This is a genomic window from Halorhodospira halophila SL1 (assembly GCF_000015585.1).
In the GTDB taxonomy this organism is placed as follows: domain Bacteria; phylum Pseudomonadota; class Gammaproteobacteria; order Nitrococcales; family Halorhodospiraceae; genus Halorhodospira; species Halorhodospira halophila.
In genome coordinates this window covers 723,911-743,996 of record NC_008789.1, presented here as the reverse complement: position 1 = coordinate 743,996, position 20,086 = coordinate 723,911, and the positions used below count along the sequence as shown (strand labels likewise).

General features: G+C 68.0%; 17 protein-coding genes and 1 tRNA gene. 12 read left to right on the top strand and 6 right to left on the bottom strand.

Going from position 1 to position 20,086, the window contains the following annotated elements:
• Window positions 1-1,296 (top strand): adenylosuccinate synthase, encoded by a 1,296-nt coding sequence (locus HHAL_RS03395; RefSeq protein WP_011813465.1) that lies wholly within the window; start codon window positions 1-3, stop codon window positions 1,294-1,296.
• 188 nt (window positions 1,297-1,484) lie between these two features.
• On the opposite strand, the gene HHAL_RS03390 is transcribed toward HHAL_RS03395, so the two are convergent.
• Window positions 1,485-1,571 (bottom strand) — tRNA-Leu (locus tag HHAL_RS03390).
• Between the two features lie 155 nt (window positions 1,572-1,726).
• Between HHAL_RS03390 and rnr the strand changes: the two genes are divergently transcribed.
• From rnr to radA, 9 genes are all read left to right on the top strand, one after another.
• The gene (gene rnr, locus HHAL_RS03385; protein ID WP_011813464.1) at window positions 1,727-4,255 is read left to right on the top strand and encodes a ribonuclease R; all 2,529 of its coding nucleotides are present in this window, start codon (window positions 1,727-1,729) and stop codon (window positions 4,253-4,255) included.
• 5 nt (window positions 4,256-4,260) lie between these two features.
• Window positions 4,261-5,076 (top strand): 23S rRNA (guanosine(2251)-2'-O)-methyltransferase RlmB, encoded by an 816-nt coding sequence (gene rlmB, locus HHAL_RS03380; RefSeq protein ID WP_011813463.1) that lies wholly within the window; start codon window positions 4,261-4,263, stop codon window positions 5,074-5,076.
• 95 nt (window positions 5,077-5,171) lie between these two features.
• On the top strand, window positions 5,172-5,531 hold the full coding sequence (rpsF, locus tag HHAL_RS03375) for a 30S ribosomal protein S6 (protein WP_011813462.1): 360 nt from the start codon (window positions 5,172-5,174) through the stop codon (window positions 5,529-5,531).
• 48 nt (window positions 5,532-5,579) lie between these two features.
• Window positions 5,580-5,804 carry a 30S ribosomal protein S18 gene (rpsR, locus tag HHAL_RS03370; RefSeq protein ID WP_011813461.1) on the top strand — a complete coding sequence of 75 codons (225 nt, stop codon included), beginning with the start codon at window positions 5,580-5,582 and terminating at the stop codon, window positions 5,802-5,804.
• Window positions 5,805-5,813: 9 nt separating this feature from the next.
• Window positions 5,814-6,695 (top strand): hypothetical protein, encoded by an 882-nt coding sequence (locus tag HHAL_RS03365; RefSeq protein WP_011813460.1) that lies wholly within the window; start codon window positions 5,814-5,816, stop codon window positions 6,693-6,695.
• 39 nt (window positions 6,696-6,734) lie between these two features.
• On the top strand, window positions 6,735-7,187 hold the full coding sequence (gene rplI / locus HHAL_RS03360; RefSeq protein ID WP_011813459.1) for a 50S ribosomal protein L9: 453 nt from the start codon (window positions 6,735-6,737) through the stop codon (window positions 7,185-7,187).
• Between the two features lie 32 nt (window positions 7,188-7,219).
• Window positions 7,220-10,516 carry a replicative DNA helicase gene (dnaB, locus tag HHAL_RS03355; RefSeq protein ID WP_011813458.1) on the top strand — a complete coding sequence of 1,099 codons (3,297 nt, stop codon included), beginning with the start codon at window positions 7,220-7,222 and terminating at the stop codon, window positions 10,514-10,516.
• Window positions 10,513-11,607: an alanine racemase gene (gene alr, locus HHAL_RS03350; protein ID WP_011813457.1), complete on the top strand. Its 1,095-nt coding sequence runs from the start codon at window positions 10,513-10,515 to the stop codon at window positions 11,605-11,607. The genes dnaB and alr overlap by 4 nt, the downstream gene beginning before the upstream one ends.
• Window positions 11,607-12,956: a DNA repair protein RadA gene (gene radA, locus HHAL_RS03345; protein ID WP_011813456.1), complete on the top strand. Its 1,350-nt coding sequence runs from the start codon at window positions 11,607-11,609 to the stop codon at window positions 12,954-12,956. The genes alr and radA overlap by 1 nt, the downstream gene beginning before the upstream one ends.
• Before the next feature lie 16 nt (window positions 12,957-12,972).
• Here radA and HHAL_RS03340 read toward each other — a convergent pair whose 3' ends face one another.
• Window positions 12,973-13,812 (bottom strand): DUF429 domain-containing protein, encoded by an 840-nt coding sequence (locus HHAL_RS03340; protein WP_011813455.1) that lies wholly within the window; start codon window positions 13,810-13,812, stop codon window positions 12,973-12,975.
• 68 nt (window positions 13,813-13,880) lie between these two features.
• On the opposite strand from HHAL_RS03340, the gene HHAL_RS03335 reads away from it, so the two are divergent.
• Together HHAL_RS03335 and HHAL_RS03330 are read left to right on the top strand one after the other, a co-directional pair.
• On the top strand, window positions 13,881-14,132 hold the full coding sequence (locus tag HHAL_RS03335; protein WP_144446077.1) for a hypothetical protein: 252 nt from the start codon (window positions 13,881-13,883) through the stop codon (window positions 14,130-14,132).
• A gap of 183 nt (window positions 14,133-14,315) precedes the next feature.
• The gene (locus tag HHAL_RS03330) at window positions 14,316-14,738 is read left to right on the top strand and encodes a DUF192 domain-containing protein (protein WP_011813454.1); all 423 of its coding nucleotides are present in this window, start codon (window positions 14,316-14,318) and stop codon (window positions 14,736-14,738) included.
• A gap of 48 nt (window positions 14,739-14,786) precedes the next feature.
• Here the strand turns inward: HHAL_RS03330 and HHAL_RS03325 are convergent, their stop codons facing one another.
• The 4 genes from HHAL_RS03325 to HHAL_RS13540 form a co-directional block, all read right to left on the bottom strand.
• Complete coding sequence (locus tag HHAL_RS03325) at window positions 14,787-17,159, bottom strand: ATP-binding protein (protein ID WP_011813453.1); 2,373 nt, start codon at window positions 17,157-17,159, stop codon at window positions 14,787-14,789.
• 161 nt (window positions 17,160-17,320) lie between these two features.
• Window positions 17,321-17,977, bottom strand: a complete 657-nt coding sequence (locus tag HHAL_RS03320) for an ArsR/SmtB family transcription factor (protein ID WP_011813452.1) — start codon at window positions 17,975-17,977, stop codon at window positions 17,321-17,323.
• 5 nt (window positions 17,978-17,982) lie between these two features.
• Window positions 17,983-19,371 (bottom strand): dihydrolipoyl dehydrogenase, encoded by a 1,389-nt coding sequence (locus tag HHAL_RS03315; RefSeq protein ID WP_011813451.1) that lies wholly within the window; start codon window positions 19,369-19,371, stop codon window positions 17,983-17,985.
• Window positions 19,372-19,727: 356 nt separating this feature from the next.
• Window positions 19,728-19,964 (bottom strand): hypothetical protein, encoded by a 237-nt coding sequence (locus tag HHAL_RS13540; RefSeq protein ID WP_242463988.1) that lies wholly within the window; start codon window positions 19,962-19,964, stop codon window positions 19,728-19,730.
• Window positions 19,965-20,086 lie beyond the last annotated feature (122 nt).

Genomic DNA, 20,086 nt, shown 5'->3' with positions numbered 1-20,086 from the left:
ATGGGCACCAATGTGGTCGTAGTCGGTACGCAGTGGGGCGACGAAGGCAAGGGCAAGATCGTCGACTGGCTGACCGAGAACGCCGGGGTGGTGGCGCGCTTTCAGGGCGGGCACAACGCGGGGCATACCCTGGTCATCGACGGCGAGCAGACGGTGCTGCACCTGATCCCGTCCGGCATCCTGCGCGAGGACGCCACCTGCGTGATCGGCAACGGCGTGGTCCTCTCCGCCGAGGCGCTGCTCGAGGAGATCCGTGAGCTGGAGGCCCGCGGCGTTCCGGCCCGGGAGCGGCTGCGCATCAGTCCCTCCTGCCCGCTGATCCTGCCCTGCCACGTGGCGCTGGATCACGCCCGGGAAAAGGCCAAGGGCAAGGCGGCCATCGGCACCACCGGTCGCGGCATCGGCCCGGCCTATGAGGACAAGGTGGCCCGGCGCGGCGTCCGGCTCTCGGACCTGTTCCACCGTGAGCGTCTGGCGCAGAAGCTCGGCGAGCTGCTCGACTACCACAACTTCGTGCTCAAGCACTACTTCGGTGCCCCGACCATGGACTTCCAGGAAGTCCTCGATCAGGCGCTGGCCCACGGCGAGGAACTGCGGCCGCTGACCGCCGACGTCGGCGCGCTGCTGACCGCCGAGATGCGCACCGGGCGCAACATCCTCTTCGAGGGGGCGCAGGGGACGCTGCTCGACATCGATCACGGCACCTATCCGTTCGTGACCTCTTCGAACACCTGCGCCGGGGCGGCGGCCGCCGGTACCGGGGTTGGGCCGCGCACTCTGGACTACATCCTGGGGATCACCAAGGCGTACACCACGCGGGTGGGGCAGGGGCCGTTCCCGACCGAGCTCGATTTCGACGACGAGATGGGCATGCACTTGGGCGAGCGGGGCCACGAGTTCGGGGCCACCACCGGCCGGCAGCGGCGCTGCGGGTGGTTCGACGCCGTGGCCACGCGCCGGGCGGCGCAGATCAACAGCCTCAGCGGGCTGTGCATCACCAAGCTGGACGTGCTCGACGGCCTGGAGACCCTGCGCCTGTGCGTCGGCTACCGCTGCCAGGGCGAGCTCTGCGAGACCCTGCCGTCGGAGGTCGAGACCCTGTCCGAGTGCGAGCCGGTCTACGAGGACATGCCTGGCTGGGCAGAGAGCACCTCGGGCATCGAGCGCTACGAGGATCTGCCGGAGAACGCCCGCGCCTATTTGGGTCGTATCGAGGAGTTGGTGGGCGTGCCGGTCGCCATGATCTCTACTGGGCCCGACCGCAACGAGACCATCGTCCGCCAGAGCCCCTTTTAAAAGGAAGGCGGCGTCCGCCGCTGCCGGCTCCCGCCCCGCCGGCTGGCCCCGCGCCGGTCGGCGGTGGCGGGGTGTCTTGATCCGTATCCAAAAGAGAGAGGCGAACCGTCGCCCATAAAAAAACCCCCGAGAGGAGGCCTCCCGGGGGTTTTCGCTTCCGAGCCGTAGGCCCAGAAGACTGGGGAAATTGGTGCCGAGGAGAGGACTCGAACCTCCACGGGGTTTCCCCCACTAGCACCTGAAGCTAGCGCGTCTACCAATTTCGCCACCTCGGCATGCCCGCTGAATGCCTCGTCAGCGAGTGCGCGAAACTCTAACGGGGCCCCGGGGCAGGTGTCAACAGGGGGGTGGCATCGCCAAGCGTCCGGAATCCTTTGTGGAGGCCCTCTCCGCTGGCGTATCCTCTGGGCACGAATCTAAGGAAGTCACAATGGCGAAGCAAACCAAGAAAAGTCCCCCGAAACGCGATCCTTATCAGGAGCGCGAACAAGCGAAGTACGACAACCCCATCCCCAGCCGGGAGTATCTGCTGGAACTCCTCGCTGCCCATCGGCGCCCGCTGGGCCGGCGCGAGATCGCCGACGCCCTGGGGCTGGAGAGCCCGGAGCATCACGAGGCGCTGCGTCGCCGGCTGCGCGCCATGGAGCGCGACGGGCAGCTGGTGCGCAACCGCCGCCGCGGGTACCTGGTCGTCGATCACAGCGAACTGGTCCGCGGTCGAGTCATGGGCCGCCCGGACGGCTCCGGCTTCCTTCTGCCCGATGGCACGGGCGACCGGTTGGCCCTGTCGCCGCGTCAGATGCGCTGCCTGCTCCACGGCGATCGCGCTGTAGCACGCATCACCGGCCGCGACGAGCACGGTACCCCGCAGGGTGAGCTGGTCGAGATCCTCGAGCGCGGCAACCGGCAGATCACCGGGCGGTTCTTTGAGGAGCACGGGGTCGGGTTCCTGGTGCCGGAGAACAAGCGGCTGCAGCAGGACGTCCTGCTTGCGCCGGACGGGCGCGGCGGTGCCGAGGACGGTGAGCTGGCGGTGGCCGAGATCCTCGCCCAGCCCAACGAGCGTCGCCAGCCCATCGGCCGGATCATCCAGGTGCTCGGGCGCACGATCCATGTCGGCGAAGAGGACATGGTGGCGGCGCGGATCCACGGCATCCCCATGGATTGGCCCGCTGAGGTGGAGAAAGAGGTTGCGGCCTTCGGTGAGGAGGTCCCGGAGGCCGACAAGGAAGGGCGCACCGATCTGCGCCGGCTGCCGCTGGTGACCATCGACGGTGCCGACGCCAAGGACTTCGACGACGCGCTCTATTGCGAGCCCACCGCCAAGGGCTGGCGCCTGGTGGTGGCCATCGCCGACGTCTCGCACTACGTGCGCCCCGGCACGGCGCTGGATCAGGAGGCGCGCCTGCGGGGCAACTCGGTCTACTTCCCGCGTTCGGTGGTGCCGATGCTGCCCGAGGCCCTGTCCAACGGGCTGTGCTCGCTGAACCCCAAGGTCGATCGACTGGCCATGGTCTGCGACATGCTCTTGCAGGGCAACGGCAAGGTGCTGCGCTCGCGCTTCTACCGCGCGGTGATCCAGTCGGCGGCGCGGCTGACCTACGAACAGGCCGCGGCGGCCGTGGTCGACGGCGACCGCAAGGTGCGATCGGCCATCGGCGACGAGGTGGTGCGCCACCTGGAGAACCTGCACGGCCTCTACAAGACGCTGCGCAAGGCCCGCGACGAGCGGGGGGCCATCGACTTCGACACCACCGAGACCGAGATGCGCTTCGATGACGAGGGGCGTGTGGTGGCCGTCGAGCCCACCGAGCGCAACGACTTCCACAAGGTCGTGGAAGAATGCATGATCGCTGCCAACGTCTGCACGGCCAAGTTCCTGCTCAAGAACAAGGTGCCGTCGCTCTATCGGGTCCACGAGCGCCCCGGTGAGCAGAAGCTCGAGCAGCTCAAGGAGTTCCTCGCCCAGGCCGGGCTGGAACTCGGCGGCGGTGATGAGCCCACCGGCAAGGATTATGGCCGGATCATGGAGCAGGCCCGCGAGCGCCCGGATCGCCACCTGATTGAGACGGTGCTGCTGCGCTCGATGCAGGCGGCCGAGTATCGCCCCGATAATGCGGGTCACTTCGGGCTGGCGCTGGAGGCGTATACCCACTTCACCTCGCCCATCCGTCGTTATCCGGATCTGGTGATCCACCGAGGGATCGGCCACGTGATTGATGGCCACCGGGGGCGTAGCTTCCCGATGACCCACAACGACCTGGTCACCCTCGGCGAGCACTGCTCGATGGCGGAGCGCCGGGCCGACGAGGCGACTCGCGATGCCGAGATGACGCTCAAGTGCGAGTACCTCTCGGACCACCTGGGGGATGAGTTCACCGGGGTGATCGCGGCGGTGACCTCCTTCGGGCTGTTCGTCTCGCTGGAGGGGGTCTACGTGGACGGCCTGGTGCACATCACTAACCTGGAGAGTGACTTCTTCCACTTCGATTCGGTGGGGCATCGGCTGGTCGGCGACCGCACCGGCAAGGAGTACCGGCTCAGTGACCGGGTCCGGGTCCGCGTGGGGCGCGTCGACAAGGACGATCGCAAGATCGACCTCGAGGTGGTCGCCCATCCGGTGGATGCCGACGGTGAACCGCTGGACGGCAGCCGCAAGCGTGGCAAGGGTGGCAAGAGCGGTCAGGGCGGCAAGGCCCGTTCGGAGCGCTCCGGCGGCAAGCAGTCTGCGGCGCGCCAAGGGGCCTCCGGGGGGCGCGCGAAAAGCGGCCGGGGCAAGGCCGCTCCATCCGGATCCGGCCCCTCCGGTGACGGCAAGGGCAAGCCGGCCGAAGCAGCCGAGGAGTCGGCGGAGCCGACGGCCGAAGCGCAGGATGGCGGCGCCAGCAAGGGGCGGCGCCGAAGCCGGCGCTCCGGTCGTCGGCGCAGCAGCAGTAGCGCCGGCGGCGACAGCAGCTAACGACCATGGCGCAGAACAAGCGACGCCGGGGGCGGGGCGCCAGGCCGGCTCCCGCCGACCCCGCGGATCCCGCCGCGCTGGTCTACGGTCAGCACGCTGCGCGTGAGGCCGCCGCCTACGACCCGGCCGGCGTGGAGGCGGTCTGGGTGGAGCACGGCCGGCGGGACGCCCGGCTGGAGCGCCTGCTCGACAAACTCGGTCGTCAGGGCGTGACCGTCGAACGGGTCCATCGGCGGGTTCTCGATCAGATGGCCGAGGGCGGTAACCACCAGGGCATCGTCCTGCGCTACAGCGGGACCCCGGCCCGCGGCGAGGGCGAGCTGGCGGACCTGGTGGACGCTGAGCCCGAACCGCTGCTGCTGGTCCTGGATCGGGTGCAGGATCCGCACAACCTCGGTGCGTGCATGCGCAGTGCCGCCGCGGCCGGTGCCCACGGGGTGGTGGCCCCCCGGGATCGGGCGGCAGCGCTGAGTCCGGCGGTTCACAAGACAGCTGCCGGGGCGGTGCAACGCATCCCGTTCTTCCAGGTGACGAATCTCGCCCGCACCCTGCAGCAGCTGCGCGACGCCGGGGTCCACGTGGTGGGCGCCGCCGGCGAGGCCGAGAAGAGCTGCTACGAGGTGGATCTGCGCGGGCCGCTGGCCCTGGTCCTCGGCGGCGAGGGTGAGGGCCTGCGGCGGTTGACCCGGGAGCGCTGCGACGAACGGGTCGCGATCCCGATGCCGGGGTCGATGGAGAGCCTCAATGTCTCCGTGGCGGCCGGCGTTCTGCTGTTCGAGGCGGTCCGCCAGCGCTTTCCACAGGGTGGCGATCTCGGGTAGACTTGCCCGCTTAACCCAAGGTGCAACCTTGCCTCACATCCGTGGGGGTGGAGGCTGTTTGAGCCTGTGGCTCGAATAACCGTAAGGAGTAACGGATGCGACACTACGAGATTGTCTTCATGGTCCACCCGGACCAGAGCGACCAGGTTCCCGCCATGGTCGAGCGCTACCGCAGCATCGTCGAGTCCAGCGGCGGCACCGTGCACCGCCTCGAGGACTGGGGTCGTCGGCAGCTGGCCTACCCGATCAACAAGCTGATCAAGGCCCACTACGTGCTGATGAACGTCGAGTGCGGCAAGGACGAGCTGGACGAGCTCACCTCGGCCTTCCGCTTCAATGACGCGGTCATCCGCAACATGGTGCTGAGCCGCGACGAGGCGGTCACTGAGCCGTCGCCGCTGGCCAAGGGCAACGAGAAGCGCGAGGACCGCAAGGAGTCCGAAGACGCGGAGTAACCCGCGCCGCGCGTCTACCGACATCGACGATCAACGAGGAGCTTGACCATGGGACGTTTCTTCCGGCGCCGTAAGTACTGCAAGTTCACCGCCGAGGGCGTGAAGGAGATCGATTACAAGGATCTCAACACGCTGAAGAACTACATCACCGATACCGGCAAGATCGTGCCGAGCCGGATCACCGGCACGAGTGCGCGCTACCAGCGGCAGCTGGCGCGGGCGATCAAGCGCGCCCGCTACCTGGCGCTCCTGCCGTACACGGACCGCCACTAAGTCGGGGCCGTGAAGGCGTTCGCCGCCTTCATCCTGCGCGGGCCGTTCCAGGCCGCGACGGTCATGGTGGCGGCGGCCCTGCTGCCGCTGCTCTCCGTGCTGGCCGCCGGCGCCCTGGCGCTGGTGACCCTGCGCGACGGGCTTCGGCAGGGCGTGGTGGTCGGCGCCATGGCGGGGGCGGCGCTGTTCGCCCTGATGTTCGCGGCGCTGGGCACCGGTGAGCCGGCGTTGCGGCTCATCCTCGAGCAGTGGGTGCCGGTGCTTCTGCTGGCCGAGGTGCTGCGCCGCAGTGTCTCGCTGCCGTTGACGCTGCTGCTGTGGATGGCCCTGGGCGCAGCGACAGTGGTGGGGTTCCACCTGGTGGTGCCCGATCCGGCGGCCTACTGGCAGTCGGTGGTCGAGGCCTTCCTGGCCGTGACCGGGGCCGAGGGCGAACTCGGCGCCGAGGGCGGCACGCTCCTGCAGGAGGAGCTGCTGCCGGTGATGACCGGGCTGTGGGCGATGAACCTGATGCTCGTCGTCCTCGCCGGGCTGCTGATCGGCCGGGGGCTGCAGGCGCTGATGTACAATCCGGGCGGTCTGCGCGCGGAGTTTCACAGCCTGGACCTGGGGCGCGAGGCGGCGCTGGTCGCCCTGGTGCTCTGGCTCGGTGGGCTGTTCGCCGGTCCGGGCCTGATCACCGATCTGGCGCTGGTGACCGGCGTGGCCTTCGTGGTCCAGGCCATCGCCTTTAGCCACGCCATGGTCGCGGCGCGGGGGCTGAGCGTTGGCTGGCTGGTGCCGGTGTACCTGCTGGCACCGCTGCTGTTCCGCCCCCTGGCGCTGGTGGGCATCGGCGATGCGCTGTTTCAGTGGCGGCGACGACTTGGCGGCGGGGCGTCCTCGCAGTAGCGCCGCCGCAACCGTATACGAAAGATCGAGGTGCAAGGCATGGAACTGATTCTGTTGGAAAAGGTGTCGAACCTGGGGAACCTGGGTGATCGCGTCCGGGTGCGTCCGGGCTACGGCCGCAACTACCTGCTGCCCTACGGCAAGGCCAAGATGGCCACCGAGGAGAACATCCGCTACTTCGAAGAGCGTCGTGCCGAGCTCGAGAAGGCCGCCCGCGAGGCCGAGCAGGCCGCCCAGGCCCGCCTGGAGCAGCTGCAGGAGCTGACCCTGACCATCAAGGCGAAGGTCGGCGAGCAGGGCAAGCTGTTCGGCTCGGTGGGGCCGGCGGACATCGCCGAGGCCGCCGAGCAGGCCGGTGTCGAGCTGGCCCGCCGCGAGGTGCGCATGCCCGAGGGGCCGATCCGGGTGGCCGGCGAGTACGACGTGCAGGTGTCCCTCTACACCGATGTCGAGGGCACGGTGAAGGTCGTGGTCGAGGGCGACGCGTCCTGATCACTAGCCGGGGCTGACCCGGGGAGGAGACGGTGCAGGGTGACGGATCCGCCTCGGACTCCGAGGCCCTGAAGGTCCCGCCGCACGACCTGGAGGCCGAACAGGCGGTGCTGGGCGGGCTGATGCTCGACAACGCCGCCTGGGACCAGGTTGCCGACCGTCTCCATGAGGAGGATTTCTACCGCCGCGAGCATCGCCTGGTCTATCGGGCCATGGGCGAGCTCGCGGAGGGGAATCACCCGATGGATGTGGTCACCCTCTCCGGGTGGCTGCGCCAGCAGGGCAAGCTTGAGGAGGCCGGTGGCCTCAGTTACCTCGGCGGGATCGCCCGCGAGACCCCATCGGCGGCTAACATCCGCGCCTATGCGGACATCGTCCGCGAGCGCTCGGTTCTCCGGCAGCTGATCCGGGCCGGCTCGGATGTCGCCGAGGCGGCTTTCCGACCCCAGGGCCGTAACAGCGAGGACCTGCTCGACTACGCCGAGCAGACCATCTTCCAGATCGCCGAGCAGACCGGCCGGAATCGGCAGGGCTTTGTCGGCATGCGGCAGCTCATGCCGCAGGTCATCGACCGCATCGACACCCTCTACCACACCCAGGAGGCCGTCACCGGGCTGGCGACCGGTTTCGACGACCTCGACCACATGACCTCCGGCCTGCAGGACGGCGATCTCGTCATCGTCGCCGGGCGTCCGTCCATGGGGAAGTGCCTCGCGTACGACGCCGAGATTGTCCAGGCCGATGGTGGCGTGAAGACCATCGAGCAGATTGTCCGTGAGCGGCGAGCCCACCTGGCGACGGTGGGGGCCGACTGGCGACTGACCTGGACCGAGCCCTGTGATTATGTCGATGACGGCCACAAGCCGGTGTTCGAGGTGACGACACGGCTCGGGCGGCGGATCGAGACCACCCTGACCCACCCGTTTCTGACGGTCCACGGCTGGCAGCGGCTCGAGGATCTTGCCGAGGGCGACGCCATCGGTGTGCCCCGTCAACTGCCCGTCTTTGGGCAGGAGCCGATACGCGACTGCGAGGTCCGGCTGCTTGGGCACCTGATTGGCGATGGCGGGTTGACCGGTTCTCCGCCCCGGTTGACCAGTGGTCAAGAGGCGATGACCGCCGACTTCCTGGAAGCCGTGGACGCCTTTGGCGGCGTTGAGGCGAAGCCGATCCGGGCCAGTCGCCGGACGCAGAGTTGGGTCGTGGTCGGTGCCGCGCAGGCACGCGCAGCGGCCCGGTCCAGCTTTGCGTCGCTTGTCGACGCCCTGATTCGACGGTCGCCGCTCACGGGTCGGGCTATCGCCCGAAACCTCGGGGTCGCCCCGGCAACACTGACGTACTGGCGGCAGGGCGTGAATGTGCCGGATGCCGCGATGGTCGGGCTGCTTGCTGGAGAACTCGGCGTCGATGTCGGGGAACTGCGGCCAGAGCCCGTGGCCCGGCGCAACGATCGGAATCCGCTTCAGGCCTGGCTTGATCGGCTTGGGTTGGCGGGCAAGTCGGCTCATGAAAAGACCGTCCCGGACTGCGTATTCCGGTTGCCGCGTGAGCAGCTGGCCCGTTTCCTCAATCGGCTGTTTTCATCGGATGGGTGGGTTACGCACCTAGCCAGCGGCCAGGGGCAGATCGGATACACCACCGTTAGTGAGGCGCTGGCGCGACAGATCCAGCATCTGCTGCTGCGCTTCGGGGTGCTGGCCAAACTGCGGCATCGCTCCGTGCGCTACCAAGACGGCCGACGGCCAGCCTGGCAACTGGATATTACCCACGCCGAATCGATCCTCACGTTCGCGGAGCAGATCGGCATCCTGGGTAAGGAACAGCGCCTGGCTTCTGTGGCGGCCTCGGTGCGCGGCCGGCGCCGGCAGAGTCATACCGATCATATCCCGTGCGAGATCTGGCAGTTCATTGATCGAGCCCGGGGCGAATGGACCTGGGCTGAATTGGCCCGGCGAGCCGGGGTGGCGTCGTCGAATATCCATGCGTATCGGCGCGGCATGAGTCGCCAGCGTCTGGCAGCGTTCGCCGATGCACTGGGTTCTCGTGAGTTGAGGCAACTGGCTAGCAGCGATCTCTACTGGGATCGCATTGCTTCTATTCGGCCGCTGGGTCACAAACAGGTCTACGACCTGACCATTCCCGAGACCCACAACTTCATCGCCAATGACGTGTGCGTGCACAACACGACCGTGGCGATGAACATGGTCGAGCACGTGGCGATGCAGCTGAAGAAGCCGGTGGCCGTGTTCTCCATGGAGATGCCAGCGGACGCCTTGGCGATGCGCATGCTGGCCTCGCTTGGGCGCGTGCACCTGCAGCGGGTGCGCTCGGGCAAGCTGCAGGACGACGACTGGCCCCGGTTGACCTCGACCATGAGCCTGCTCGCCGAGGCACCACTTTTTATCGACGATTCACCGGGGCTGACCCCGACGGAGATCCGTGCACGTGCGCGGCGCCTGCAGCGCGAGCACGACGAGCTCGGGTTGATTGTCATCGACTACCTGCAGCTCATGCAGATCCCCGGCTTCCGCGAGAACCGCGCCGGCGAGCTCTCGGAGATCTCCCGCGGGCTCAAGGCGCTGGCCAAGGAGCTGAACACGCCGGTGATCGCCCTTTCGCAGCTCAACCGCTCGCTGGAACAGCGGCCGAACAAGCGGCCGATTATGTCGGATCTGCGTGAGTGCGTGACCGGGGACACGCTGGTACTCCTCGCTGATGGACAGCGGAGACCCATTTCAGAGTTGGTCGGGAGCGCGCCAGAAGTTATCGCTATTGATGATCGCCACCGCTTGGTGCCCGCGCAGGCCGAGCGGGTCTGGCGAGTCGGTCGGCGCCCGGTGTATCGCGTACAACTGGCGAGCGGCAGGTTGCTGCGTGCAACGGCGCGGCACCGTCTTCTAACGGGGAGTGGCTGGAAACGCGTTGATGAGCTCCGTGATGAAGACCGCATCGCGATTGCTCGGACGGTGCCCGAGCCCGGAAGTGTAATGGAGTCCGAAAGCGATGTATTTTGGGACCATCTAGTCGCTGTCGAACCAGATGGGGAAGAGGACGTCTACGACCTGACGGTTCCGGGGCCTGCATCTTGGGTGGCAGACAGTATTATCAGTCACAACTCTGGCGCCATCGAACAGGACGCGGACCTGATCGCGTTCATCTACCGCGATGAGGTCTACAACGAGGACACCCCCGACAAGGGCGTGGCCGAGCTGATCATCGCCAAGCAGCGGCAGGGGCCGATCGGGACGGTCAAGCTCACCTTCCTGGGTGAATACACCCGGTTCGAGAACTACATCGAAGACGTCTACGGCGGAGGGATCCCGGGGTGAGTCGGGCGGCGCGGGCCACGGTGAACCTCAGCGCGCTGCGTGCCAATCTCCGGACCGCCCGTGCGGCGGCCCCGCAGCAGCGGATCATGGCGGTCATCAAGTCCGACGGCTACGGCCACGGCCTGGCCGTCGTGGCCGGGGCGTTGACCGGCCACGCCGAGGCCTTCGCCGTCACCGACGCCGATGAGGCCGAAGCCCTCCGGGCCGCCGGGTTCCGGGAGCGGATCGTCTTGCTCCAGGGACCGTTCGCGGTCGACGACCTGGCCCGGGCGGCAGCCGCGGATCTGGAACTGGTCATTCATGCCCACTGGCAGGTGGAGGCGCTGGCACAGGCGCAGCTGGCCTCGCCGGTGACGGTCTGGCTGAAGGTCGATAGCGGCATGCACCGGCTCGGCTTTCCGCCGGAGGAGGTTCAGGATGCCTGGCGTCGCCTCACGGAGGCCTCCTGCGTTCGGGCCGATATCGGCTTCCTGACCCACCTGGCCTGCGCTGATGATCGCGACGATCCCGCCACCGAGCGCCAGCTGGAGACCTTCCAGGCGGCCTGTGACGGTTTGCCGGGGCCGCGGTCGGCGGCCAACTCGGCCGGTGTGCTCGGTTGGCCGGCGAGCCATTACGACTGGGTGCGCCCAGGGATCATGCTCTACGGGGCCTCGCCCTTCGTGGACGGTCGCGACGAGCAGCCGGCGCTCCAGCCGGCCATGGCCTTCCAGGGGCGAGTGGTGGCGGTGCGCCATCTGCGCGCCGGGGATCCGGTCGGCTACGGGGCGACCTGGTCGTGTCCGGAGGCGATGCCGGTTGGGGTGGTGTCCATCGGCTACGGAGACGGGTACCCCCGCCACGCGCCGAGCGGCACGCCGGTGGAGGTGGCCGGCCAGCGGACCCGGCTGGTCGGGCGGATCTCCATGGATATGTTGGCGGTGGATCTGCGTGGCCTCGATCCGGTGGCGGAGGGGGACCCGGCCATCCTCTGGGGAGGAGCAGTGCGCGCCGAAGAGGTGGCGGGTGCCTGCGGGACCATCGCCTACGAGCTGTTCTGTCGGATGCCGCCGCGGGTCCGGCGGGAGCCGGTGGACGGGGAGACGCTCTGATGGCCCGGGCCCGGCGACGGTTTGTCTGCTCGGCCTGTGGCGCAGAGCAACCGCAGTGGGCTGGGCAGTGCCCGGAGTGCGGCGCCTGGAACACGCTGGAAGAGATCGCCCAGCCGGCTGCGGCGGCCAGCACGACCACGGGTCGGGGCGCCGAGGTGACCACGCTCGCCGAGGTCTCGACGGCGCCGGAGCCGCGGCTGGCGACCGGCGTCGCGGAGCTGGATCGGGTGCTCGGCGGCGGACTTGTCCCCGGGTCTGTGGTGCTCATCGGGGGCGAGCCGGGGATCGGTAAGTCCACCCTGCTGTTGCAGACGCTGGCGACGCTGTCGCGGGATCACGCGGCGCTCTACGCCACCGGCGAGGAGTCGCTGCAGCAGGTGGCGCTGCGGGGCCACCGGCTGGGGGTGGCGGACGATGCCATGAAGCTGATGGCGGAGACGGCGGTCGAGGAGGTCGTCGCTGCTGCCGAGCGGATCCGGCCGCGGGCGCTGGTGCTCGATTCGGTGCAGACCTTCCACACCTCGGCCCTCGGCTCGGCGCCGGGGTCGGTCTCCCAGGTGCGGGAGAGTGCGGCGCAGCTGGTGCGCCTGGCCAAGACCACCGGGACCGCCGTGATCCTGGTCGGACACGTCACCAAGGAGGGCCACCTGGCCGGGCCACGGGTGCTCGAACACATGGTGGACACGGTGCTCTATTTCGAGAGCGATCAGGGCAGCCGTTACCGCGTGGTGCGGGCGGTCAAGAACCGTTTCGGTGCCGCCAACGAGCTCGGTGTCTTTGCCATGGCCGAGGACGGCCTGCGCCAGGTGCGCAACCCGTCCTCGATCTTCCTGTCACGCCACGATCAGGACGTGCCGGGCAGCGCGGTGTTGGTGACCCGAGAGGGGAGTCGGCCCCTGCTCCTGGAGGTGCAGGCGCTGGTGGCCGACTCGGCCGGGAGTCAGCCGCGCCGCGTGGCGGTGGGCCTGGACGGCAGTCGGTTGGCGCTGCTGCTGGCGGTGCTGCAGCGCCACGGCGGAATCAGCACGGCCGGCGAGGATGTCTTCCTCAATGTGGTTGGCGGTGTGCGGGTCCAGGAGACGGCCGGTGATCTGCCGGCGCTGGCCGCGGTGCTCTCGAGCCTGCGCAACCGGCCGCTGCCGCGGGATTCGGTGGTCTTCGGGGAGCTCGGCTTGGCCGGCGAGGTGCGTCCCGTGCCCGGCGGCGAGGAGCGCCTGGCCGAGGCGGCGAAGCACGGATTCACGCGGGCCGTGGTCCCGGCCAAGAACGCCCCGCGCCACGGGGTGGCGGGCATGGAGATCCACCCGGTGCGCCGTCTGGAGGAGGCGATCACGGCGTTGATGGGCTAGAGGCCTAGGCGCCCGCTCACGCGCCGTCGGCCTTTGCGCGCTCCTCGACCGCGACTGCGCGACCGGGCCCGGACGGGGCCCGCACCCAGATCCACCCCTCCTGCCTGAGCTGTTCGTCCACGGTGGGCGGAGGCATGGCCTCACCGTTCAGGAAGTCCCGGGCCGCGAGCAGGCAGAGCACGGCATCGAGGCCGTCGGAGCGGGTTGCGAGCTGCGGGACCTCGAAGCCTCCGCCCAGGACCTCGGCGACCGCCGTAGCCACCCGCTCGCGCGCCGCGGCCCCCTCGGCGTCACGCCCCTTGTAACCCTTGGCGGGGATGGCGTGGGCCTGCAGGGTCGCGGCGGGGTAGACCTCGACGAGGCCGCCCGCATCGGCGTCGCTTCGCTGCAGCTCTCCCGGGCTCCAGCGCATCGGCAGAGACCAGCCGCGCTGGTGCCTGAGCGCGTCGACGAATGTCAGAGCGGCGTGGGCGGTTCGCGCGATGCGATCGGCGCCGACGTCCAAGGGTTTCTTGCCGATGTGCTGGTGGACGAAGCGGTCCGTCGTCCGGTTGAAGAGTTCGCTGGCGTCCGCGCTCAGCGCGTCGCCGGCCCGGTGCTGCGTCAGCTGCTGACCGAGGGCATGCGGCCACCCGAGGGGTGCATCCAGAGCGAGCAGCGGTGCGTCCGCGCAATCGGCGAGCCACTCCTGTGCGATCTCCGCGGCACTGCGCGACCCGCTACCCAGGGTGACCCGGTCGACGCACAGCCGTGCGCCGTCCCAGCGCCCCAGGGCCATTCCGACGTGTTTCGCCTGCACGGCGCAGTCCACGCCGAGGACAGTCAGGGGGCGCTGCGCTGCCTGGTCGTGTGTCATCGGACGGTGGCTCTCCTGCGGAGCGTCAGGGCAGCGTCAGCACCAACTTGCCGGTCAGGCCGCCCACCGTGTCGAGCACCACGTCCACGCCGGCGGCCGTCGCAGCCGAGGATTGCCGGCGGTTGCGCGTCGGGGTTGAAGAGGCCGTTGGCCCGCACCTTGGCGTCGACCGGGTTGATCCTGGCGGCGGCCAGGCGTACCCGCACCTGTCCGGGGCCCGGCTCCGGGGTGGGTACCTCGGCGGGTTGCAGTACGTCCGCGTCGCCAACGGCGGTCATCTGGATGCAGCGCATGGTCCCATCCGCTTCCTGAACCCGTGAGTGCTTGGTTGGTGCCGGTGCGTGCTCATGGCCGCCACCACCGGCACCGGTCATGTCATGATGCCGGATGGCCGGGCGGTGGGGCTAATCCCGCCTGAGTATGCTGCGTGTCCGTTCGAGTTGTTGAGGTGGAAAGACCCTGTGATCTCAAGCTCGCGCTACTGGTCTTGTTGGGGTGGGCCGATGCACTACCTAAAGATGCTGGTCCTGGCCGCCTTGTTGCCCCTGGCCTGTGCTGTGGGGGTGGAGGGGTTTCCGCAGGCATCGATCCTCGTCGATGGAGAACCCGTCGACGTTCGGCTCGCTGCAACCCCCGAGACCCGGGCTCAGGGGTTCCAGTCCGCGACCCCGGAGCAGATCCGATCGGAGCGGATCCTGTTCACATGGCCGGATGAGCTCGAGCCGGTCTTCCACATGAACAATGTGGCCGCACCGCTGGTGATCGCTTGGATTGCCGAGCAGGAGGTGGTGGCGGTTGAGCGCATGACTCCGGGGCAGGGCGGGTATCGACCGCCCGAGCCAGTGGATGCTGCTCTGGAACTCGCCCCCGAGGAGGCCGAGGCCCTCGGCATCGTGCCCGGAGCGACGATTCGGATGCCGGAGTGACGGTGCGCCGGGGCTCGGATCGAGGCCTCTACGGGGGCGCCTCGATGGTCAGGCAGCCGCAGCGACTTCCTCGAGGGCTTGGTCGGCGTCCCGGAGGGCCTGCTCGAGCGCATCGATCAGCGCCTCATCGACTCCTTCGCCCCGCCGCAGGGTGCTTTCGATCTGCTCGGCCAGGGCACCAATCTCCTCGGCGCATACACTTACGGCGCCGCCTTTGAGAGTGTGGGCGGTGCGTCGCAGTTCCTCCCCATCAGCGACGGTACCGCTGCGCAGCGGCTGGATGAGAGATGTGTGGTAGTCGGGCAGCTCGCTCTTGAAAAGCGCCAGGATGTCGGCGTAGTTGCGTTCATCACCGCCAAATTTCTGAAGCCCGCGTGCAAGATCAAAGCCGGGCAGATCGGCGGGCAGGGTGCTCGCACCGGTGGCGGCGCCGGGCTGCGTTTGCGTCGATGCCGCCCGGGGCTCGGCGGGCTGCCGCAGGACCGCTGCGGAGGGCCTCAACTCGGCTGCCAGGGCGCCGTAGAGCACCTCCTGCTGGATCGGTTTTTTGATCAAGCCACGCATCCCAGCGGCCTCGGCGCGGTGGCGGTCTTCTTCCAGGACCGCCGCCGACAGGGCGATGATCGGTCCGGAATAGCCGGTCTCGAGCAGCCGTCGGGTGGTTTCGAAGCCGTCCATCACCGGCATCTGCAGATCCATCAGGATGAGGTCGGGTTCCCGGGCATCGACCGCTTCCAGGGCCGCGTGCCCGTTTTCCGCCGCCTGCACCTGAGCCCCGGTCTTCTCAAGCAGCTGTAGGGCAACCTCCTGATTGATCCGGTTGTCCTCCACCAGGAGGATCCGCGCGCCGGATAGATCGGGCGCGATCACCCTGAAAAGGGTCTGGTCATGGGCCCGCTCTTCGCTCGGTTCGGCAGGCAAGGACCCTCGGTTCGAAACCGGGGCCGCGATCGATCCCGGCCCACGGCCCTGCGGCTCCTCGGACCCGGTGTGCGGACTCGGGTGGTAGGCGCCGACGTAGTGCCCCGGATCATCGATGGGCAGCCGAAGGGTGAAGAAGAAGCGACTGCCCTGTCCGGGCCGTGATGTGACCTCCAGGCGTCCTCCCATGTTTGTGACCAGGCGGCGGCCGATCTCGAGCCCCAGACCGGTGCCCCCATACTGGCGGGTCGTCGAGGCGTCGGCCTGCTCAAAGGGCTGGAAGATCCGTTTGAGCTGCTCTGCATCCATGCCGATACCGCTATCACGGACCTGGAAGCGGACATGCGCGGCGTCATCGTCTGCCTCCCCCACCTCATGGAGGTTCAGTTCGACGGTGCCGCCGCGGGGCGTGAACTTGATGGCGTTGCTGAGCAGGTTGCTCAGGACCTGAGTCAGGCGCAGCGAATCACCGATCAGCATCCGCGGTAGGTCCGGCTGAATGTCGTAGGTCACATCCAGCCCTTTCTCAGAGGCTGCGGCCGAGAATAATGTGTCAACCTGGTCGATCACTTCGCGAAGGTCGAAGCGGTGGGGCTCGATCTCCAGCTTGCCCGACTCGATCTTCGAGATGTCGAGGATGTCGTTGATGATGCCGAGCAGCATCTTGGAAGAATTGTGGATCTTTCCCAGGTGATCGAGCTGTTGGGCGTCCAGGTCGGTGTCGAGCAGGAGCTGCGTTCGGCCGAGCACCGCATTCATCGGCGTGCGGATCTCGTGGTTCATGTTGGCCAGGAACTCGCTCTTGGCGCGGTTGGCCCGCTCCGCTTCTGCCCGCGCCCGCTCCGATTCCTGCTGCGCTCGCAAATTGGCGGCCATGGCCAGGCCGTAGGTCCAACCCAACGTCCAGGGGATGCTAGCGAGGATGATCGGTCCGGTCGCCGGGTTCACCCGATCGTCGACCCCGATAACACCCGTTGCCGCTAGCCCCCAGCGGTAGGCGAGGACCGCTGCCATCATCACGAAGACCACCGCTGTGGCGCCGTAGATGAAACGTTCAAGCCCCTCGGAGCTGCGCCAGACCAGGAAGAACGCGGTGAGTGCGAGCACGCCAAACAGGTTGGCATCCAGGATCAGGTAGCGCAGCTGATGGTGATCGAGAGCGAAGAAGATGAGGTTGAGCACCACCGCTAGGTACAGCCCGTGCCAGGGCAGTCTGCGGTGCTGATCGCCGATCCCCTTGAACCGCAGGACCCCTTCGAGCAGGAGCAGGCCGGCGATGAATGCACCGGTGTTGTTGATGAAGACCACTGCACTGCCCAGGCCCTCGGTGAACCACAGTGGGGTCCAGCAGGCCGCCAGAACGACGCTACTTCCGGCCCACAGCCCCGGGCCCGACTCGTGGCGATTGATTCGCCAGACAATGACCATCACCGCAGCGGCGATGAGGCTGACGATCCACAGGGCGATGCCCATGGTTGGGTAGTCGATGATCGTTTCCATCTCGAATCGGTTCCGGCCGTTTTCCGGGGTATTGTCGTGGTGGCCGGCGTGTCTTGGCTAGCCGACGTGCGGGGCTGGGGCGGAGAGGGGCCTCTCCGCTGAACGGGGCGTATACGCGGGCGGTGTCGAGCGGGGATCCTTCCTTCAGCGGGTAAGGCGGGCTACTGCACGGGCAACCCCTGCGCCTTCCACTCCGGGAAGCCCCGAGCAAGGCGGTAGGCCTGACGGCCCCGGGTGCGCAGCTGACGGACGGCGTCGATGGAGAGGGCGCAGTAGGGGCCCCGGCAATAGGCGACGATCTCCCGTCCGGCGGGTAGCTCGTCGAGGTGGGCCTCGAGTTCCTCGGCCGGGATATTGATGGCCCCGGGCAGGTGACCAGCGGCGAACTCCTCCGGCGGGCGGACGTCGATCAGGGTGACCATGCCGGCGCGCAGCCGCTCGAGCAGTTCCTCGGAGCCAATGGCATCCAGCGCCTCGCTGTCGTGGGAGTACTGCTCGGTCATGCGTCGCACCTCGGCGATGTTGCGCTCAGCGACCTCGCGCAGCATCCCGAGCAGGGCGGTGACCTGCTCGTCGGCCAGCGTGTAGTAGACCCGCGTCCCCTCTTTGCGTGCCGAGATCATCCCCGTGCGCCGGAGCTGCTGCAGGTGCTGGGAGACACTGGCCAACGGGATGCCGGTTAGGCGCGTGAGCTCATCCACATTGCGCTCGCGTTGGGCCAGCAACTCCAGGAGTTCGAGCCGGTAGGCGTGGCCCAGGGCCTTGCCGATCCCGGCGAGTTGCTCGAGCAGCTTGCGTTGATTGATGGGTTCGGCCATGGCGATCACGCTCTCATCTTGTGCTTCAGGTCGTGGAGGGCGTTGCGGATGCCCGTCTCCAGGACCGGGTGGTAGTAGGGCAGGTCGAGCATGCGGTCAACGGTCATGGCGGCATCGGTGGCCCAGGCGAGTAGGTGTCCGAGGTGCTCGGCGCGCGGGCCCAGGACCTCGCCGCCGAGGAAGGTGCCGTCCGACGGCCGGCCGTAGAGGCGTATGAGACCGTGGTTCTCGCGCATCACGATGGCCCGGGGCTGCCCGGAGAAGTCGAATTCCCCGATAGCGTAATCATCCTTGGGCAGATCGGCGTAGCGGGTCCCGACCAGGGCCATCTGCGGTTCGGTGAACACAATGCTCATGGAGCAGTGGCGCCGCCCGGGCTGGACGTCCGGGTAGCGGCCGGCGTTGGTGCCGGCGATCTCCCCCTCATCGAAGGCGTCCGGCATGACCGGGGATTCGTTGTTGGCGTCCCCGGCGATGAAGATCGGCTGATCGCCGCACTGCATGGTGGAGTGGTCGAAGACGGGCACCCCAGTGTCGTCGATGGTGATCCCCGTGGTCTCCAGGCCGAGGTTATCGACGTTGGGCCGCCGGCCGGTGGCGGCGAGCAGGTACTCGAAGCGCTCCTCTACAAGCGCGCCGCTCTGATCGCGGAAGCGGACCACCACCTCATTGCCCTCGCGCTCCAGGGATTCGACCTGGGCGTCGGTGTCGAGAGCCAGCTCGTCGCCGAAGATCTCCTCCGCGGCGTCCTTGACGCGCGGGTCGGTGAGCGGTCCAAGGAAGCCGCCGATGCCGAAAATGCGCACCCGGACACCGAGCCGGTGGAGGGCCTGGCCGAGCTCCATGCCGATCACCCCGGGGCCGAAGACGACCACCGATTCGGGCAGATCCGTCCAGCGGAAGAGGTCGTCGTTGACCACCGCGCGGTCCCCGAGGCCGTCGAACATCGGCAGGACGTTGGGGCGGGAGCCGGTGGCAATCACGGTACGCTGGGCGCGGATCCGGCGGCCGTCGTCGAGGCGGAGGGTCCGGGCATCCTCGAATCGGGCGTAGCCGTGGATCCGTCGCTCGGCGGGGATCTTCTCGGTGTTGGCGACGACACCGCTGACGAACTTATCGCGCAGGCTTCGGACCCGCTCCATGACCTCGGCGCCGTTGACCTCGACCGAGCCGGCGTGGATGCCGAAGCCAGCGGCGTCATGGGCCCTGTGGGCGGCGTCGGCGGCGGCAATGAGCAGCTTGCTGGGCATGCAACCGACGCTGGCGCAGGTGGTCCCGTACTGACCGCCTTCAATCAGCAGCACGCGGTTGGTATGGGCGGCGGCGCTGCGGTAGGCGCGCAATCCGGCGCTCCCCGCGCCGATGATGGCAACATCGGTGTCGAGATCGGTCATGGGTTACCCCTTTGAGTCGCTCCAATATAACAAGATTCAAATCAATAGATATGTTGAGCATAGTCGCGCTGGCTCGCGGTGTCAAAAGGCGGTAGGTTGGCCGCCCTGGTTGCGCAGCTGACAGACGGCGTCGACGGATTGGGCGCATTAGCGGCCCCGGCAGTAGGCGACGGTCTCCTGTCCGGCGGGCAGCTCGTCGAGTTGGGCAAAGTGCCTGTCACGCAAGGAACAAGTCACCAATCGATGGGTGGAGGGAGCGTGGTGAGGCCGATTCACGGCGTCAAAATGGGCGGATTCTGTTGCTGGACCCACCGCTCGGGCTGACGCACCCGGGTACCCTTCGTATAATCCGCAGCCTATCCGTGGGCTTCGATGTCGGCGTGCGCCGGGGTACGCACGCCCTTACGGTCCTTGGTGGCGATAGAGATGGAGCGGGTTCCATGACCAACAATGCAGAGCAGGCCCACCTCGACGCGGTCCAGGATCGACTTCAGCGGGCCCTGCAGGTCATTGAGGCCCGGCTGTCTTCCTACGCCCGAGAGATCCAGCAGCAGAAGAGCTATCTCTGGGAAAGCCGCGCCGAGATGGACCACGCCGAAAAGGTCTCGACCCGCCAGGCGATTAATCAGTCGGCCATGGTTGGCGAGGCGACACTGGAGCGCCGGGACAATCTGCTCAAGGTACAGCGGTCCCCCGGTCCCCCTATTTCGGCCGT

Coding starts and splice junctions, on each gene's coding strand:
- HHAL_RS03395 (WP_011813465.1), top strand. CDS start 1: ATGGGCACCAATGTGGTCGTAGTCGGTACGCAGTGGGGCGACGAAGGC.
- rnr (WP_011813464.1), top strand. CDS start 1,727: ATGGCGAAGCAAACCAAGAAAAGTCCCCCGAAACGCGATCCTTATCAG.
- rlmB (WP_011813463.1), top strand. CDS start 4,261: ATGGCGCAGAACAAGCGACGCCGGGGGCGGGGCGCCAGGCCGGCTCCC.
- rpsF (WP_011813462.1), top strand. CDS start 5,172: ATGCGACACTACGAGATTGTCTTCATGGTCCACCCGGACCAGAGCGAC.
- rpsR (WP_011813461.1), top strand. CDS start 5,580: ATGGGACGTTTCTTCCGGCGCCGTAAGTACTGCAAGTTCACCGCCGAG.
- rplI (WP_011813459.1), top strand. CDS start 6,735: ATGGAACTGATTCTGTTGGAAAAGGTGTCGAACCTGGGGAACCTGGGT.
- radA (WP_011813456.1), top strand. CDS start 11,607: ATGGCCCGGGCCCGGCGACGGTTTGTCTGCTCGGCCTGTGGCGCAGAG.
- HHAL_RS03340 (WP_011813455.1), bottom strand. CDS start 13,812: ATGACACACGACCAGGCAGCGCAGCGCCCCCTGACTGTCCTCGGCGTG.
- HHAL_RS03330 (WP_011813454.1), top strand. CDS start 14,316: ATGCACTACCTAAAGATGCTGGTCCTGGCCGCCTTGTTGCCCCTGGCC.
- HHAL_RS03325 (WP_011813453.1), bottom strand. CDS start 17,159: ATGGAAACGATCATCGACTACCCAACCATGGGCATCGCCCTGTGGATC.
- HHAL_RS03320 (WP_011813452.1), bottom strand. CDS start 17,977: ATGGCCGAACCCATCAATCAACGCAAGCTGCTCGAGCAACTCGCCGGG.
- HHAL_RS03315 (WP_011813451.1), bottom strand. CDS start 19,371: ATGACCGATCTCGACACCGATGTTGCCATCATCGGCGCGGGGAGCGCC.